Below are 14,404 nucleotides of genomic sequence, written 5' to 3'. Positions count from 1 at the left end.
CGCCGACCTCGGCCCGGGTGCCCGGGCGGCGAGGCGCCGTCCCCCGGCGACGCGATGACGCCGTGCCCCGTGGCACGGCGATGTCGTGACGGCGGTATGCCCGCGCATCGTGACGTCCGCGCCCTCGCCGCCGTGCCCCTCGTGCCGCCGCCGTGCCCCGGTGGCGCCAGGCCCCTGGGGGTCGTCACACCTCGCCTGACCTGGGATGTTCTTGGTGCTACCCGGCCTTCTCCGGCTCGTCCTCGCCGCGTGCCGCGTCCTCCTCCCGGGCCAGCGCCGCATCGAGCCGCGCCCGCGCGCCCTCCAGCCAGCGCCGGCACACCCGCGCCAGTTCCTCCCCGCGCTCCCACAGCGCGAGCGACTCCTCCAGCGTCGTACCGCCCGCCTCCAGGCGCCGCACCACCTCGATCAGCTCGTCGCGCGCCTGCTCGTACCCGAGCGCCTCGTCCACCTTGCCGGTCATCCACCCAACCCATGCATCGATTCGTCAACGTCCGGCCGGGCCGTCGGCCCGGACCGTGAACTCACCCTCGGCGACCCGCGCGCGCAGCGCCTCGTCCGGCGCGACCTCGCCCGGAGCCCGCACCACGTGCCCGTCCGCCCGCTGCAGCACCGCGTACCCGCGCTGGAGCGTCGCCGCGGGGGACAGCGCCACCACGCGCGCGTGCGTGTGCGTCAGCTCCGAGTCGGCGCGGTCCAGCAGATGTCCGAGACAGCGCCGGGAGCGGTCGGTCAGGGACGCCACCTGCTCCGCCCGCTCGTCGATCATGCGGTGCGGATCCTGGAGCGCCGGCCGGGCCAGCGCGTGGGCGAGTCCGCGCTCCTCCCGCTCCACGAACCCCTCCACGCACCGCCGCGCCCGGTCGCGCAGCATCCGCACCCGCGCCAGCTCCTCACCGACGTCCGGCACGACCTTCTTGGCCGCGTCGGTCGGCGTCGAGGCCCGCAGATCGGCGACGTGGTCGAGGAGCGGGTTGTCCGGCTCGTGGCCGATCGCGGACACCACCGGCGTCCGGCAGGCGGCGACCGCCCGGACCAGCTGCTCGTCGGAGAACGGCAGCAGGTCCTCCACGCTGCCGCCGCCACGCGCGACGACGATGACGTCGACCTCGGGGATCTCGTCCAGCTCCTTGACGGCCTGCACCACCTGCGGCACCGCGTGCACGCCCTGCACGGCCACGTTGCGCACCTCGAAGCGGACGTGGGGCCAGCGGTGCCGCGCGTTCTCCAGCACGTCCCGCTCGGCCGCCGAGGCCCGCCCGCACACCAGCCCGATCAGCTGCGGCAGGAACGGCAGCGGCTTCTTGCGCTCCGGCGCGAACAGCCCCTCCGCGGCCAGTGTCTTCTTCAGCTGCTCCAGGCGCGCCAGCAGCTCGCCGACCCCCACCGGCCGGATCTCGGCGGCCCGCAGCGACAGCTGCCCGCGCGGGGCGTACCACTCCGGCTTCGCGTGGACGACGACCCGGGCGCCCTCGCCGACGACGTCCGCGACGGCGTCGAACACCTGCCGGTAGCAGGTGACCCCGACCGAGATGTCGTAGGACGGATCCCGCAGCGTCAGGAACACGACCCCCGCGCCCGGCCGCCGCGACAGCTGCGTGATCTGTCCCTCGACCCACACCGCGCCCAGCCGGTCGATCCATCCGCCGATGAGCCGCGAGACCTCCCCGACGGGGAGCGGAGTGTCCGCGGACGTGTTGACAGCCATGCCCGCGAGCGTAACGGGCCGCGCCGACAACGCACCGCACGGCGACCGACCGGCCCGGCCGCACCCCGGAGCGCCGCCGTCCCGTTGTCCGCTCGCCCCGCCCCGGAGACAGCCCCGCACCCCGCTTCCGCGGTGCGGGCACGCGGCCGTCGCCTGCCCCGCCGGCGCGCCGAACGCGGCGCCGCCCGGCGCGCGATCTCCGGGCCCCCGAACGCGGCCTTACGATGGGGGGCATGACTGCTTCGCCTGGCCGCCGTGTCCTGCTCGCCGCCCCCCGGGGCTACTGCGCGGGTGTGGACCGCGCCGTGATCGCCGTCGAGAAGGCCCTGGAGCAGTACGGGGCCCCGGTCTACGTCCGGCACGAGATCGTGCACAACAAGTACGTCGTGCAGACCCTGGAGAAGAAGGGCGCCGTCTTCGTCGAGCGGACGGAGGAGGTGCCCCCGGGCAACATCGTGATGTTCTCCGCGCACGGCGTCGCTCCCGTCGTCCACGAGGAGGCCCGCCGCGGCCGGCTCGCCACCATCGACGCCACCTGCCCGCTGGTCACCAAGGTCCACAAGGAAGCCATCCGGTACGCCGACGACGACTACGACATCCTCCTGATCGGCCACGAGGGCCACGAGGAGGTCATCGGCACCTCCGGCGAGGCCCCCGACCACATCCAGCTCGTCGACGGTCCCGAGGACGTCGCCGGGGTCGAGGTCCGCGACACGTCCAAGGTCGTGTGGCTGTCCCAGACCACGCTCTCGGTCGACGAGACCATGGAGACGGTGGACGCGCTGAAGGAGAAGTTCCCGCAGCTCGTCTCCCCGCCCAGCGACGACATCTGCTACGCCACGCAGAACCGGCAGCTCGCCGTGAAGCAGATGGGTGCCGAGGCCGAGCTGGTCGTCGTCGTCGGCTCCCGCAACTCCTCCAACTCCAAGCGGCTCGTCGAGGTCGCCAAGCTGGCCGGCGCCCGCGCGGCCCACCTCGTGGACTTCGCCGACGAGATCGACGAGGCCTGGCTGGAGGGCGTGACGACCGTGGGCGTCACCTCCGGGGCCTCCGTGCCCGAGGTGCTCGTCGAGCAGGTGCTGGAGTGGCTCGCCGAGCGCGGCTTCGAGGACGTGGAGATCGTGAAGGCGGCCGAGGAGTCCATCACCTTCTCCCTGCCCAAGGAGCTGCGCCGGGACCTGCGCGAGGAGGCCGCCACCCTGGTCGCCGAACGGGGCGGAGCCGGTCCGGCCGGGGCGTGACCGTCCGTCGCACGTCGTAACGTGGAGCCATGCAGATCTTCGGCGTGGACATCGGCGGATCCGGCATCAAGGGCGCTCCTGTCGACCTGGACAGGGGCGACCTGGCCCAGGAGCGCCACAAGGTGCTCACCCCCCACCCGGCGACACCCGACGGGGTCGCCGACGGCGTCCGGGAGGTCGTCGACCACTTCGGCTGGACCGGGCCTGTCGGCCTGACCTTCCCCGGCGTCGTCACGGGCGGATCGACGATCCGCACCGCGGCCAACGTCGACAAGGGCTGGATCGACACCGACGCCCGCGCCCTGTTCCGGGAGCGGCTGGGCGGTCTGCCGGTGACGGTCGTCAACGACGCCGACGCGGCGGGCGTCGCCGAGATGCACTTCGGCGCCGGCAAGGACCGCGACGGCACGGTCATCCTGCTGACCTTCGGCACCGGCATCGGCAGCGCCGTCTTCATCGACGGCGAGCTGGTGCCCAACACCGAGCTGGGCCACCTGGAGCTGCACGGCCACGACGCGGAGAAGCGCGCCTCCAGCAAGGCCAAGGAGGACCACGAGCTGTCCTGGGAACACTGGGCCCACCGCGTGCAGAAGTACCTCGCGCACGTCGAGATGCTCTTCTCCCCGGAGCTGTTCATCATCGGCGGCGGCGTCAGCCGCAAGGCCCACAAGTTCCTCCACCACATCAAGGACATCAGGGCCGAGATCGTCCCGGCGCAGCTCCAGAACAACGCGGGCATCGTGGGCGCGGCGATGCACGCGGCGGAGCACTAGGGGCGGCGGGCCCGGGCAGCGGGGCGGCGAGGCCGGGCGACGGGACCTCGGGCCGGACGGCGGGACCGTGGGGCAGGAGGGCCGCAGTCCGTCGGGCCCGAGCGCCCGGCCCGAGGACCGGTTCAACGGCGGCGCCGCAGGGCATCCGGCGGCGGATCGGCGGCCCGGTCGGCGCCGCCGGCGACGACGGCCGGGCACAGCCCGGTGCCGTCGGAGCAGGGGCCCGGACGCAGAGCCGGGACGGCCCGCCGGACGGTCGGACACGGCACCGGTGTCGCCAGGCCCGATCATCGGGCTCGGCACCGGCGCCGACGGGTCCGACCTCCTGCGGCACCGGTGCCGCGGGGCCTGACCGCCTCGCGCGGCACCGCAACCGTCTGGGCAGATCGCCGGGCACAGCACCCGAACCGACGGGGCGGACGGTCGGGGCGACGGCGGTGCCGACGCTTCAGGTGGCCGGGCGCTGCGCCGGTGCCGTCCGGCGCCGCTGCCGGACCTGCCTCATCCGGCGCACGATCGCGACCAGACCGGCGACGAGCGTCCCGCCGTACAGCCAGCCGGCCTGCGTGGCGAGCGCGGCGACCAGGCCCACCAGCCGGCCCACGACCCCCTCGCCCCCGGCGGCCACCGGAAGCAGCCCCGCGGTGAAGGCGATCGGCACCATCACCGGTGCCCGCAGCAGATCGCTCCTGCGCACCCACAGCGCCGTCAACGCGCACACCGGCAGGAACAGCACGCCGTACAGCGCCGACGACGTCCCGAACAGCAACTGGTCGAGGAACCCCAGCGCCACCATCACGGCCGCGCAGAACAGGCCGCCGCCGAGTCCGGTCAGCCGCGGGTCGGGCATCCGCGCCACGGCCCGCACGATCGGCGAGGCGGGCCCCCGGCCCGCGGCAGCGGGGCGGCGCGGCGCCTGGCCCTCGGCCGGGGGCCCCGGCCGGTCGGCCCCGGCAGGACGCCGGACACCGGCCGTGCCCTGCGCCGGGGGACGGCCGTCCGGTCCCGCCGCGCGGGCCTTCCGCCCTGTCCGGGGCGCAGCGGAGCGCGCCGGGCGGCCCTCGTGCGTGCCGCGGTCCGACTGAGGCGGCAGGGGCGCGGACATGCCGCGGCGCGGTCCGGACTGGGGGGGACGCGTCCTGTGCTGCTCCATTGGACCAACTTAGGTCGGTTTATGTGCCGAATCACGGCTCGGACACGCCGTTGGACAGAGCTTGGCCAAGCGTTCGAGAGGTCCATCCCGACCGTGCCGGGCACCCCTTAGACTGGTGGATCGGCCCCGCCCGGGAGCCCGCCCTCCACCCTCACGTACGGGAAGTCGCAACGTGTCGCTCACGATCGGAATCGTCGGTCTGCCGAATGTCGGCAAGTCGACCCTGTTCAACGCCCTGACCAAGAACGACGTGCTGGCGGCCAACTACCCGTTCGCCACGATCGAGCCCAACGTCGGCGTGGTCGGCGTCCCCGACGCCCGTCTGGCGAAGCTCGCCGGGATCTTCGGTTCGGAGCGCATCCTCCCGGCCACGGTCGACTTCGTCGACATCGCCGGTATCGTGCGCGGCGCGTCCGAGGGTGAGGGCCTGGGCAACAAGTTCCTCGCGAACATCCGCGAGTCCGACGCGATCTGCCAGGTCATCCGCGCCTTCAAGGACGAGAACGTCGTCCACGTCGACGGCAAGGTCTCGCCCAAGAACGACATCGAGACGATCAACACCGAGCTGATCCTCGCGGACCTCCAGACCATCGAGAAGGTGCTGCCCCGCCTCCAGAAGGAGTCGCGGATCAAGAAGGACCTGGCAGCCAAGGTCAAGGCCGTCGAGGAGGCCAAGGAGATCCTGGAGAAGGGCGACACCCTCTTCGGGCACGGCATCGTCCAGGGCAGCGAGCGCGCCGAACCCCTGCACGACCTGCACCTGCTCACCACCAAGCCGTTCCTCTACGTCTTCAACGTCGACGAGGACGAGCTGACCGACGACGCCTTCAAGGACGAGCAGCGCGCCCTGGTCGCCCCCGCCGAGGCGATCTTCCTCAACGCCAAGCTGGAGGCGGACCTCGCCGAGCTGGAGGAGGACGAGGCGCTGGAGCTCCTCCAGTCCGTCGGCCAGGACGAGCCCGGCCTCGCCACGCTCGCCCGCGTCGGATTCAACACCCTCGGCCTGCAGACCTACCTGACGGCCGGCCCCAAGGAGTCCCGCGCCTGGACCATCAAGAAGGGCGCCACCGCCCCCGAGGCCGCCGGTGTGATCCACACCGACTTCCAGAAGGGCTTCATCAAGGCCGAGGTCATCTCCTTCGGCGACCTCGTCGAGACCGGCTCGGTCGCCGAGGCCCGCGCCAAGGGCAAGGCCCGCATGGAGGGCAAGGACTACCTCATGCAGGACGGGGACGTGGTGGAGTTCCGCTTCAACGTCTAATACGTCCGGCGAAAGGCCGTCTGACCTGCGGCGGAGCGGGTTGGGCGGCCTTTGCGGTCCGCACAGAGTCCGCAGCGTGCTGGATGAGTCCGGCACGCGGGGGAGCGGTTACGCCGCTTCGTCGACCTGTGGCTGAGCCTCGGCGGACTGGTCCGCGTACGCCTTGTCGACGGCGGCCCGGGTCCGCTCCTCGGAGTCGGGCCACAGGTGGGTGTAGATGTTCAGCGTCATGGCCGCGTTGGTGTGGCCGAGGCGCTCGGAGACCGTTTTCACGGATTCGCCGTGCTTGATCAGCAGGCTGGCGTAGTGGTGCCGGAGGGCGTGGGGTCCGGCGCCCTTCGCTATGCCGGCCTTCGCGCAGGCGGGCCGCCAGGACCCGTCCATGAAGTGCGTGTAGACCACGGGCCCGCCCTGCGGCGCCGTGAAGATCCAGCTCTCGGGCCCATCGGCGGGGAAGTCCCGCAGGTGGGCCTTCATCGCATCCACCGCCATGCGGGGGAGTGGGACCGTGCGGTGCGAGCGAGCTGTCTTGGGCGGGCAGACGTACACGCCGTGCTTGGCGGTCTGCTGGATCTGCTGCTCGACCGAGACGGTGGCGTACAGCAGGTCCACGTGCCGGAGTGGAGACCGAACAGCTCGCCGGGGCGAAGCCCGGTGGCTGCGCCGAGCAGCACGAGGCCCTTGTATCGGGCGGGTATCTCCTCGGACAGTGTCCGCACCTGCTCGACGGCCAGGGGCACGATTTTCTTCCGTGGTACCGAGGGCAGTTTCGCCTCGGCGCAGGGGTTGTGGGGGATCATCCGGTCACGAACGGCCGCCCGGAAGACGGCGTTGACCGTGTTGAAGACCGTCCGTGAGGTGCTGGCGGCCAGCCCGTGCGTGGTGGTCAGACTGGTGACCCAGCTCTGTACGTCGCCGGGCTTGATCGCGCCGAGTGCCCGCTTCTCCCAGGCCGGGTCCCCTGTGAGCAGATGAACTCAAGGTCGCCCCCTGTGCGTCATGAACTCTCCTCGCGGGCCATGCGGCATGTCCGAGGCCAGTGTCCCCCGTACCAGTCGTCAGGCGGCGCGGGCTGCGGGTAACTGCGAGACCCACGTCGTGAGCTCGGTCAGGTGCCCGGGCTGCAGCCCATGATTTGGGTCGGGCTGAACGAGGAGAGTTGGCGCTCCCTTGGCAGTGCGCTCCGCCGCCCATTCATGGTCGAGGCTGGTGAAGTCGTCGTCGATCCAGACGGCGGGGGTGTCGCCCAGCCAGGCGTCGACGTGGTCGCGCTTCCACAGGTAGCCGTTGGGGTGGCTGGTGGTGATCCGCGGACGCGGGAGATCGACGTACGGCAGGGTTGGAAGGCCGAGGAGCGGGCCGATGAGGGTGGTGGCGTCCTGGCGCCAGCTGGTGCACCAGATCGGGGCGACCAGGCCAGTGCGGATCACGTCCATGAGCAGACGGCCGTGGTCGGGGTGGAGCCAGACGGTGACCGGGTTGTCGGCGCTCCGGCCGGTGGGGACGACGTCGTGGCGGGCGTGGGTGGCCGGGGTCGAGCCGTCCGCGTTGGGGAAGGGTATGAGGACGCCGTCGATGTCGAGGAGCAGGTAGGGCGGGCGCATCGGTTCCTCCAAGGGAAGCTGGCCGGCGAATGGCTGGTCAGAGCCTGCGGGCGCGGATCAGCAGGGTGGTGGGCCAGTGGCCCATGCGGGGGTCGTGGAACTCCTGGGCTGAGGTGAGCCAGAAGCCCGCCCGGCTGAGGTGCCTCTCCCAACGGTCGGTATCGAACTCCCATCGGGCGATGGGGAGCCGGGTGCGGTCGGGCAGGGTGACGTGGTCGCGGCGGGGCCGGTCGTCGCCAGAGGGGCTTCGGCCGCCGCGCTGTGGGTGGGGGACGGAGAAGGCCAGCACTCGTCCGGGCGTGAGGCGTTGGGCGATGGCCGGGAGCAGGAGCTCGGGGGCGACCAGGCCGATGGCTCCGAAGACGGAGTAGATCGCGTCGAACTGCTCGTCGGTGGCGTGTAGGTAGTGCAGTGCGTGGCCGGCGACGAAGGTGAGGTTGTTCAGCCGTCCGTAGTGGGAGCGGGCGCGGCGGACCTGCAGGCCGACCAGGTCGACGCCGGTGACGTGGGCGCCGTGTCGGGTGGCGAGGTGGGCGGTGTTGTGGCCGGGGCCGCAGCCGAGTTCCAGGAGTCGCTTGCCGCGCAGGTCAGGCCCGAGGACGTCGGCGCCGGGACCTTGGCCGGGTCTCGTGGTCCACTCCATCCGGGCGGGTACGGACAGGGGTTCGGCGAGTCCGGCGTTGGTGCGCTGGGCGGCGTGGGCGTGCCAGGGGGATGCCTGGGCGAGCACGTCAGATCTCCAGGAGGTGGAGGACATCGGTGAGGTGGCGGCGTACGGCCTTGATGTAGGCGGGGTCGGTGGCCGGGTCGTTGATCCAGCGGATGGACTGCTCCATGAACCACTCGACGGCCCACATGCGGTGCCAGCCCAGGGCCCAGTTCTCAGCGGTGAGCCCCCCGCGCGGGGCGAGGGCGTCGGGGGTGCCGCCGGCGGTGACGTACTGCTCCAGGAAGACGCGGCGGCGCACGGGGTGTGGGGGATCGATGGTGCCGTGCCAGCTGGCGAGGTCGAGCAGGCCGGGGCCGGTGAAGGCGCGGGCGAAGTCGAGCAGCCGCCAGCCGCGCTCGCCGATGTGGAGGCTGGTGGGGTGGAACTCGGAGTGCACCCAGCCGAACGGTTCCAGCGTCGCTCCGGCCGAGCGGGCCTCGGCGGCCTGGGCGATCCGGTCGAGCGCGTCCTCGACGTCGTCGGCGTCCTGCCACCGGTCGGCCTTGCGCAGCCGTTCGAGGTGCTCCAGCGCCCGGGCCGGGAGCGTCCGCAGCCGGTCTTGGTCGAGGACGGACAAGGGCGGAGCCGTACGGGTGCTGTGCAGGATCACGGCCGCGGCGACGCCGTCGAGGTCGTCGGCCTCGCGGACGGAGGGTCCGAGGTCCTCCATGAGCATGCCGAGCCAGCCGTCCAGGACGGCGGAGGCGTGGACCTGGGGGACGGGTACGCCGAGGGTGTGGGCCAGGCGGAGGGCCTGGTCCTCGCTGTCGAAGGGTTTCTTGGCGTACTTGAAGATGGCCGTGGAGCCGTCGGGGAAGGCCACGCGCTCGACGCCGGACATGGACCACACGCGCACCTCCTCCCGTACGGCGGTGGTCTGGCCGGTCGCGGTGAGCAGGTTGTCGAGGAGTTCGGCGCTGGGGTTCGTGGTCACGGGAGGGCTCCGGGGGGATGGTGGCGTCCGGGGCGGGCGAGAGATACTGGCCCGTCCCGGAGCCTGATCGGGTGGGTTACGCGGCGGGGTTCACTCGGTGGGCGTAGACCTGCTCGATCCAGCCCGCCTTGAAGGCCGCGAGGTCGTCACGGAAGTTCGCCATCGAGGCACCGTAGGGCGCGACCACGCCGCCGGACTGGTCCGGCACGGACTGGCACCCATGCACGAGCCGGCCGCCGAGCGCCGCGTGTGCCTTGATGGACTCGATCCGGCGGTGCTCGTTGAACCAGCCGCCGTGGTAGACCTCGTCGAGCATCCCGCCCATCTCGTCGTCCAGGTCGAAGACGACGGACGTGGCGGCGGGGAAGAACCAGCACGGGCCGACGTTGGAGATGTGCCCGTCCAGCTCGACCTTGTTGAGCGCCATGAGCGTGGCCGCCTCGCGGAGCATCCGCAGGTGGTCGGCGGTGATCTGCGGCAGGCCGAGGCTGGCCAGGTGCTCCTCGCGGAAGAGGTACGCGTACACCTCGTACGCGGTGGCCAGGACGCGGGACGCGTCGGACGTGGACTCGCTGTGCTGCTTGATGAAGTCGAGCGCGAGCTGCTCGACCGCGCTCTCGGTCGTCTCGTCCACGTCCAGGAGCTGGGACTTGACCAGCTCCCAGTCAGCGACGAGCCAGGTGTTCGACTCGAAGCGGAAGAAGTACTCGGCCGGGTCGATGGTGATGCGCCGGCCGTCGACCTGGATGCCGGGCAGGCGGCTCCAGCGCGGGTCGAACGCCTCGGGCAGCTCGACCGTGATGGCCGTGGTGTCGATGGTGGTCACCGTGTCTCCGTCCCTGATTGGCCGGTCTCGGGCACAGGAATGCCCGAGCCTGGTGTGGGCGTACGGAACTTCGGGGTGCCGCCTGGACCAAGGGGGAGTCTGGATCACGGTCGCGCCGTTCCGGGCGGCTACTGATAAGTGAACCGGTGGTCACGCTCAGTGGGTACGGTGGAAGGCAGTTGAAGCGGTATACGCGGTTTACAGCTCCAGGGCGGAGGCGATCGTGACGGCGCAGAGAGAACCCAACTCCCGTCTGCGCGACGCCATTGAGGCGGTCGGCTGCACCTACGAGGCTTTCGCCAGAGACGTGCGGCGCATCGCCGCCGAGAACGGCGAGATCCTCCAGACCAATAAGTCGGCCATCTCGCACTGGGTGAACGGCACCCGTGCCCCTTCGGGCCGGGTAGGCCAGTACCTGGCCGAGGCGCTATCCCGCAGAGCGGGGCGCACGGTCACCCAGACCGAGATCGGCCTCCAGGCCGGTGATGACGAAGAGCCAGCGGAATCCGACCCTGTCCTCGCGGTCACCGACCTGGGCCGCGCCGACGTCGAGCGCCGCCGCTTCCTCGCCATCGCGGCCTTCACCACCGCCGGCGTCGCCATGCCGCTCGGCTACGACCACGAAGCCACCGCCCGCATGCTCCGCGCCCGCACCGGCACGTCCATGGTCGGGGCAGAGGACGTGGACGTCGTACGGCAGATCACGGCGGCCTTCAGCGCCGCCGACGAGCGCCTCGGCGGCGGGCACGGCCTGACCACCGTCACCGCGTACCTCGCCGACACCGCCGCCCCCATGCTGCGCGGACGCTTCCCCAGCGAAGGCTTACGCCGGGCCGCCTTCGGCGCCGTCGCCGAACTCGCCTACCTCGCAGGCTGGAAGCACCACGACCTTGGCCAGGAAGGCGCCGCTCAGCGCTACTACCAGGTCGGCTACAAGCTCGCCTGCGAAGCCGACCCCCACGGCCACGCCGCCTGGATGATGCGCGCCCTCGCCCACCAAGCACTGAGCCTCAAACAGCCCCACCACTGCGTCGACCTCATCGAAGGTGCCCTCCGCACAGGTCTCGGCCACGTCGACGGCCGGACCGAAGCGCTCCTCCACATCACGCACGCCCGCGCCTACGCCGCCACCGACGAGAACTCGTCGGCCGCGCGTGCCCTGCTCGCCGCCGAGGACGCCCTCCTCCGGGACGACGGTCCCCAGCCCAGCTACTCCCGTGTGAGCGGCCCGGCCGCCGGCACGGTGGCCAGCCACACCGCCCGCACCCTGACCGACCTCGCGGACCACATCGGCACCGAACAGCAGCACCGGGACGCCCTCACCCGCTGGGACCCTGCGAAGTACAAGCGCGTCCACGCCCTCACCCACGCCGACCTCGGCGACAGCCTCGCCGCCCAGGCCCGCGCCGACGAGGCCGTCGCCGCCTGGACCCAGGCCCTGGTCCTCATGGAGGGCATGACCTCCGACCGCACCCGCAAGGCGATCACCTCGATCCGCTCCACCCTCGCGGTCTACCAGCGCCGCCGCGTTCCCGGTGCTGCCGATCTCGCACGCCGCGCCCGCGAGGCCCTCGCCTAACATGCCCAACAACCCGCCCGACGAAGGGAACACCGTGACCCAGCAGACCGACGACCAGCCGAAGGCCCTCAAGCCGGCGCTCGAATCGATGACCCTGCTGGTCGCCGCGGTCATCGTCCATGACAAGGCCACCAACCGCGTCGTCCTCCTCCAACGCAGCGAGAACGCCAAGTTCGCCCAGGGAATGTGGGACCTCCCCGTCGGCAAGAGTGAACCGGGCGAACCGATCACCGAGACGGCCGTCCGCGAGCTCTACGAGGAGACCGGCCTCACGGTGAAGCCCGAGTCCCTCAAGGTCGCCCACATCATCCACGGTGCCTGGGGCGTCGAGGCCCCCAACGGCTTCCTCACGGTCGTCTTCGCCGCCCACGACTGGACCGGCGAGCCCGAGAACCGCGAACCGCGCAAGCACGCCCAGGTCCGCTGGGTCGACACCGACGCCATCCCTGAAGCCTTCGTTGACACCACCGCCAGTGCCCTCCACCACTACCTGAATGACGGCTCGGAGGTCTCGCTGGACGGCTGGTCGGCAGCGTGAGCATCACGCTGCTTCACCTCATACCCAAGGACCCGCACTTTTCGCCTGCACCGGCTGCGAGCGAGGCTGCGCAAGCCCGGCTACAGCAACTGGTTCCTGAGGCGTTGGGCGGTTACGACGTTTGGGACATCCCTGGCACAGCCTTCATCGATCCCGGGGAGAACTGGTGTGGTGTTCGGTGCCCCGTATGCGGCTCCGATATCGAAGACTGGTGGGGCGACGCGATGGACACGGCAGTCCTTCCGGACGGCTATTTCGACGCACTTGCCGTAACGGTGCCCTGTTGCTCTGCCCAGACGGACTTGAACGCCCTCGACTACGTCGAGGCTGCGGGTTTCGCCAGGTACAGCCTCGTCACCACAGACCCAGAATGCGAGCTGCCGCTATCGCCAGCCAGCGTCCAGGCGCTGGAGGACCTCCTGGGCACGGACCTGCGACAGGTCCTCGCCCGGTACTGACGTCAAGCGATGGCTTCGTTATGCGGGGCTGCTCGGAAACAGAAGCTCGTACGGCAGGTGATCGTCGTCCGGTACGCGAGGCACGTAGTCCGGGGCCGTGCGCGCGCCCACAGCCAGCAGGCGAGCGGCAGCCTCCTCCTCGGAGAGGGAGGCAAGCCCGAGGGCGTGCAGAAGGCGGTCGCGCTCGGCGTCGAAGTCCGGGTGGTCGGCCCGAAGGTCCGAGCCGAGCTCGCTGATCGCGAAGCCCTTCGCCAGGTCGCGCCAGAAGGGCAGTACAGCGATGAGCGTGATCGCCTCGACGAGGTCGGCGCCGATCAACGTGACCTGGCCCTCCGAGTCGGCGTACAGGACGGGCCTCTCCTCGGCCTCAGCCTCCCCGCACAGGTAGTACGTGCCGCCGGCGCCGCAGCCGGCTATCGGGTGTAGGGGGATCCTGGTAGGAAGAGCAAGTTGCTCGATGGGATCCCGGCGCTCGACGTCGAAATCGCCAGGCCAGGCGAGCGCGGTAGCAAGGGAAGGCTCCTGCTCGATCCGGCGGAGTAGATCGTCTGATGCGGTCATGGGACGGAACGTAACAGCGCCCTCGGACGTCTGGTGCGGCTGGCCTGCTGATCGACGCTAAAGCGGTGCTGTCAGTAGGGCGTGGCACAGTTCGGCCATGAGCTACGACCTGGCGGTGTGGGAAGGCAGCAAGCCCGCTGACGATGTGATCGCGGGCGAGGTCCTCACCCAGCTGTACGACCGCTACATCGACACGGAGGAAGAGTTTCCACCGTCACCGCGTATCGCGGAGTACGTTGCTGGGCTCTTGGCGCGATGGGTGGATCTCACGGAGGACGAGGAGGACACCTCCCCCTGGTCGACGGGGCCGTTGATCGGCGAGGCGTCCGGGCCGTTCATCTACTTCCCGATGCGATACAGCATGGCCGAGGAGGCTTCGGCCTACGCCGCCGATCTCGCGGCATCGATGGGGCTCGTTTGCTATGACCCGCAGGCTCGGCTGCTGCGGCCATGACCGCCTTCGGACCGAGGGCGGGTGCAGTCCGGCACGACCTTCCTGTGCGCAGGTAGCGTGACTGGCATGTCCGAGGAGTTGCCCGGTTTTCACTACCACCCCGACCCCTTGGCGACCGGGGCGGTCGTTGAGTCCAGCACGACGTGCCTCTGCTGCGGGAGGGCGCGGGGGTTCATCTACACGGGCCCGGTGTACGCGGTCGAGGAACTTTCCAACCTGCTGTGCCCGTGGTGCATCGCGGATGGCAGCGCCGCTTCGAAGTACGACGCGCACTTCATCGGTGACCCGGCCGGGGACGATGTCCCGCTTGAGGTCGTGATGTCCGTCGACGCGTGTACGCCGGGCTTCTCCTCCTGGCAGGACCCGCAGTGGTTCTTCCACTGCGGTGATGGTGCGGCGTTCCTGGGGGCGGTCGGGATGGCCGAGCTGGCCATGTTCCCGGATGCCCTGCAGGCGCTGCGCAGCGAGGTTGGCGCGTGGGGGTGGTCTGCCGAGGCGGTGGAGAGCTATCTGGGTGCTCTGGACAAGGACAGTCAGCCCACGGGCTACCTCTTCATGTGCCGCACGTGCGGCCGATACATGGCGTACGCGGACTTCACGTAGCC

Annotated in this window: 18 protein-coding genes; 9 read left to right on the top strand and 9 right to left on the bottom strand. The window is 71.0% G+C overall.

Going from position 1 to position 14,404, the window contains the following annotated elements; genetic code table 11:
* Nucleotides 1–217 precede the first annotated feature (217 nt).
* Together JS756_RS14315 and xseA are read right to left on the bottom strand one after the other, a co-directional pair.
* Nucleotides 218–463: an exodeoxyribonuclease VII small subunit gene (locus JS756_RS14315; RefSeq protein ID WP_205383469.1), complete on the bottom strand. Its 246-nt coding sequence runs from the start codon at nucleotides 461–463 to the stop codon at nucleotides 218–220.
* A gap of 24 nt (nucleotides 464–487) precedes the next feature.
* Complete coding sequence (gene xseA / locus JS756_RS14310; RefSeq protein ID WP_205383468.1) at nucleotides 488–1,708, bottom strand: exodeoxyribonuclease VII large subunit; 1,221 nt, start codon at nucleotides 1,706–1,708, stop codon at nucleotides 488–490.
* A gap of 224 nt (nucleotides 1,709–1,932) precedes the next feature.
* On the opposite strand from xseA, the gene JS756_RS14305 reads away from it, so the two are divergent.
* Nucleotides 1,933–2,949: a 4-hydroxy-3-methylbut-2-enyl diphosphate reductase gene (locus tag JS756_RS14305; RefSeq protein WP_205383467.1), complete on the top strand. Its 1,017-nt coding sequence runs from the start codon at nucleotides 1,933–1,935 to the stop codon at nucleotides 2,947–2,949.
* Between the two features lie 29 nt (nucleotides 2,950–2,978).
* Nucleotides 2,979–3,722 (top strand): polyphosphate--glucose phosphotransferase, encoded by a 744-nt coding sequence (gene ppgK / locus JS756_RS14300; protein WP_205383466.1) that lies wholly within the window; start codon nucleotides 2,979–2,981, stop codon nucleotides 3,720–3,722.
* Between the two features lie 448 nt (nucleotides 3,723–4,170).
* On the opposite strand, the gene JS756_RS37805 is transcribed toward ppgK, so the two are convergent.
* A complete protein-coding gene (locus JS756_RS37805; protein WP_307790654.1) occupies nucleotides 4,171–4,572 on the bottom strand; it encodes a DUF6542 domain-containing protein in 402 nt (133 codons plus the stop codon).
* A gap of 475 nt (nucleotides 4,573–5,047) precedes the next feature.
* On the opposite strand from JS756_RS37805, the gene ychF reads away from it, so the two are divergent.
* Nucleotides 5,048–6,136 (top strand): redox-regulated ATPase YchF, encoded by a 1,089-nt coding sequence (ychF, locus tag JS756_RS14290; RefSeq protein ID WP_205383464.1) that lies wholly within the window; start codon nucleotides 5,048–5,050, stop codon nucleotides 6,134–6,136.
* 108 nt (nucleotides 6,137–6,244) lie between these two features.
* Here ychF and JS756_RS36770 read toward each other — a convergent pair whose 3' ends face one another.
* A complete protein-coding gene (locus JS756_RS36770) occupies nucleotides 6,245–6,748 on the bottom strand; it encodes a site-specific integrase (RefSeq protein WP_307790631.1) in 504 nt (167 codons plus the stop codon).
* A gap of 8 nt (nucleotides 6,749–6,756) precedes the next feature.
* On the opposite strand from JS756_RS36770, the gene JS756_RS36765 reads away from it, so the two are divergent.
* A complete protein-coding gene (locus JS756_RS36765; protein ID WP_240203739.1) occupies nucleotides 6,757–6,993 on the top strand; it encodes a hypothetical protein in 237 nt (78 codons plus the stop codon).
* Nucleotides 6,994–7,194: 201 nt separating this feature from the next.
* On the opposite strand, the gene JS756_RS14280 is transcribed toward JS756_RS36765, so the two are convergent.
* From JS756_RS14280 to JS756_RS14265, 4 genes are all read right to left on the bottom strand, one after another.
* Complete coding sequence (locus JS756_RS14280) at nucleotides 7,195–7,740, bottom strand: HAD domain-containing protein (protein WP_205383463.1); 546 nt, start codon at nucleotides 7,738–7,740, stop codon at nucleotides 7,195–7,197.
* A 37-nt stretch (nucleotides 7,741–7,777) separates the two neighbouring features.
* Complete coding sequence (locus JS756_RS14275) at nucleotides 7,778–8,470, bottom strand: class I SAM-dependent methyltransferase (RefSeq protein ID WP_205383462.1); 693 nt, start codon at nucleotides 8,468–8,470, stop codon at nucleotides 7,778–7,780.
* A 1-nt stretch (nucleotide 8,471) separates the two neighbouring features.
* A complete protein-coding gene (locus tag JS756_RS14270; protein WP_205383461.1) occupies nucleotides 8,472–9,383 on the bottom strand; it encodes an aminoglycoside phosphotransferase family protein in 912 nt (303 codons plus the stop codon).
* 76 nt (nucleotides 9,384–9,459) lie between these two features.
* Nucleotides 9,460–10,209, bottom strand: a complete 750-nt coding sequence (locus tag JS756_RS14265; RefSeq protein ID WP_039658209.1) for a hypothetical protein — start codon at nucleotides 10,207–10,209, stop codon at nucleotides 9,460–9,462.
* A gap of 223 nt (nucleotides 10,210–10,432) precedes the next feature.
* On the opposite strand from JS756_RS14265, the gene JS756_RS14260 reads away from it, so the two are divergent.
* Genes JS756_RS14260 through JS756_RS14250 form a run of 3 tightly spaced genes read left to right on the top strand, consistent with a single transcriptional unit; the run spans nucleotide 10,433 to nucleotide 12,784 of the window.
* On the top strand, nucleotides 10,433–11,788 hold the full coding sequence (locus tag JS756_RS14260; RefSeq protein ID WP_205383460.1) for an NsdA family TPR-like regulatory protein: 1,356 nt from the start codon (nucleotides 10,433–10,435) through the stop codon (nucleotides 11,786–11,788).
* 1 nt (nucleotide 11,789) lies between these two features.
* Nucleotides 11,790–12,326, top strand: coding sequence for an NUDIX domain-containing protein (locus JS756_RS14255; RefSeq protein ID WP_181802336.1), 537 nt, complete (start codon nucleotides 11,790–11,792; stop codon nucleotides 12,324–12,326).
* The gene (locus JS756_RS14250; RefSeq protein WP_205383459.1) at nucleotides 12,323–12,784 is read left to right on the top strand and encodes a hypothetical protein; all 462 of its coding nucleotides are present in this window, start codon (nucleotides 12,323–12,325) and stop codon (nucleotides 12,782–12,784) included. The genes JS756_RS14255 and JS756_RS14250 overlap by 4 nt, the downstream gene beginning before the upstream one ends.
* A gap of 18 nt (nucleotides 12,785–12,802) precedes the next feature.
* Here the strand turns inward: JS756_RS14250 and JS756_RS14245 are convergent, their stop codons facing one another.
* Nucleotides 12,803–13,345: a hypothetical protein gene (locus JS756_RS14245; RefSeq protein ID WP_205383458.1), complete on the bottom strand. Its 543-nt coding sequence runs from the start codon at nucleotides 13,343–13,345 to the stop codon at nucleotides 12,803–12,805.
* 97 nt (nucleotides 13,346–13,442) lie between these two features.
* Here JS756_RS14245 and JS756_RS14240 point away from each other — a divergent pair, with 97 nt between their 5' ends.
* Together JS756_RS14240 and JS756_RS14235 are read left to right on the top strand one after the other, a co-directional pair.
* Complete coding sequence (locus tag JS756_RS14240; protein WP_039658204.1) at nucleotides 13,443–13,799, top strand: hypothetical protein; 357 nt, start codon at nucleotides 13,443–13,445, stop codon at nucleotides 13,797–13,799.
* Between the two features lie 66 nt (nucleotides 13,800–13,865).
* Nucleotides 13,866–14,402, top strand: a complete 537-nt coding sequence (locus tag JS756_RS14235) for a CbrC family protein (protein ID WP_181802339.1) — start codon at nucleotides 13,866–13,868, stop codon at nucleotides 14,400–14,402.
* Nucleotides 14,403–14,404: the final 2 nt, after the last annotated feature.

It is taken from the genome of Streptomyces actuosus (assembly GCF_016921115.1).
Taxonomy (GTDB): Bacteria; Actinomycetota; Actinomycetes; order Streptomycetales; family Streptomycetaceae; genus Streptomyces; species Streptomyces actuosus_A.
This window is presented reverse-complemented; position numbering and strand designations above follow the sequence as displayed.

What these genes read in the sequence shown, in the direction of transcription:
- JS756_RS14315 (WP_205383469.1), bottom strand. Translation starts at nt 463, where the DNA reads ATGACCGGCAAGGTGGACGAGGCGCTCGGGTACGAGCAGGCGCGCGAC.
- xseA (WP_205383468.1), bottom strand. Translation starts at nt 1,708, where the DNA reads ATGGCTGTCAACACGTCCGCGGACACTCCGCTCCCCGTCGGGGAGGTC.
- JS756_RS14305 (WP_205383467.1), top strand. Translation starts at nt 1,933, where the DNA reads ATGGGGGGCATGACTGCTTCGCCTGGCCGCCGTGTCCTGCTCGCCGCC.
- ppgK (WP_205383466.1), top strand. Translation starts at nt 2,979, where the DNA reads ATGCAGATCTTCGGCGTGGACATCGGCGGATCCGGCATCAAGGGCGCT.
- JS756_RS37805 (WP_307790654.1), bottom strand. Translation starts at nt 4,572, where the DNA reads ATGCCCGACCCGCGGCTGACCGGACTCGGCGGCGGCCTGTTCTGCGCG.
- JS756_RS14280 (WP_205383463.1), bottom strand. Translation starts at nt 7,740, where the DNA reads ATGCGCCCGCCCTACCTGCTCCTCGACATCGACGGCGTCCTCATACCC.
- JS756_RS14255 (WP_181802336.1), top strand. Translation starts at nt 11,790, where the DNA reads ATGCCCAACAACCCGCCCGACGAAGGGAACACCGTGACCCAGCAGACC.
- JS756_RS14245 (WP_205383458.1), bottom strand. Translation starts at nt 13,345, where the DNA reads ATGACCGCATCAGACGATCTACTCCGCCGGATCGAGCAGGAGCCTTCC.
- JS756_RS14240 (WP_039658204.1), top strand. Translation starts at nt 13,443, where the DNA reads ATGAGCTACGACCTGGCGGTGTGGGAAGGCAGCAAGCCCGCTGACGAT.
- JS756_RS14235 (WP_181802339.1), top strand. Translation starts at nt 13,866, where the DNA reads ATGTCCGAGGAGTTGCCCGGTTTTCACTACCACCCCGACCCCTTGGCG.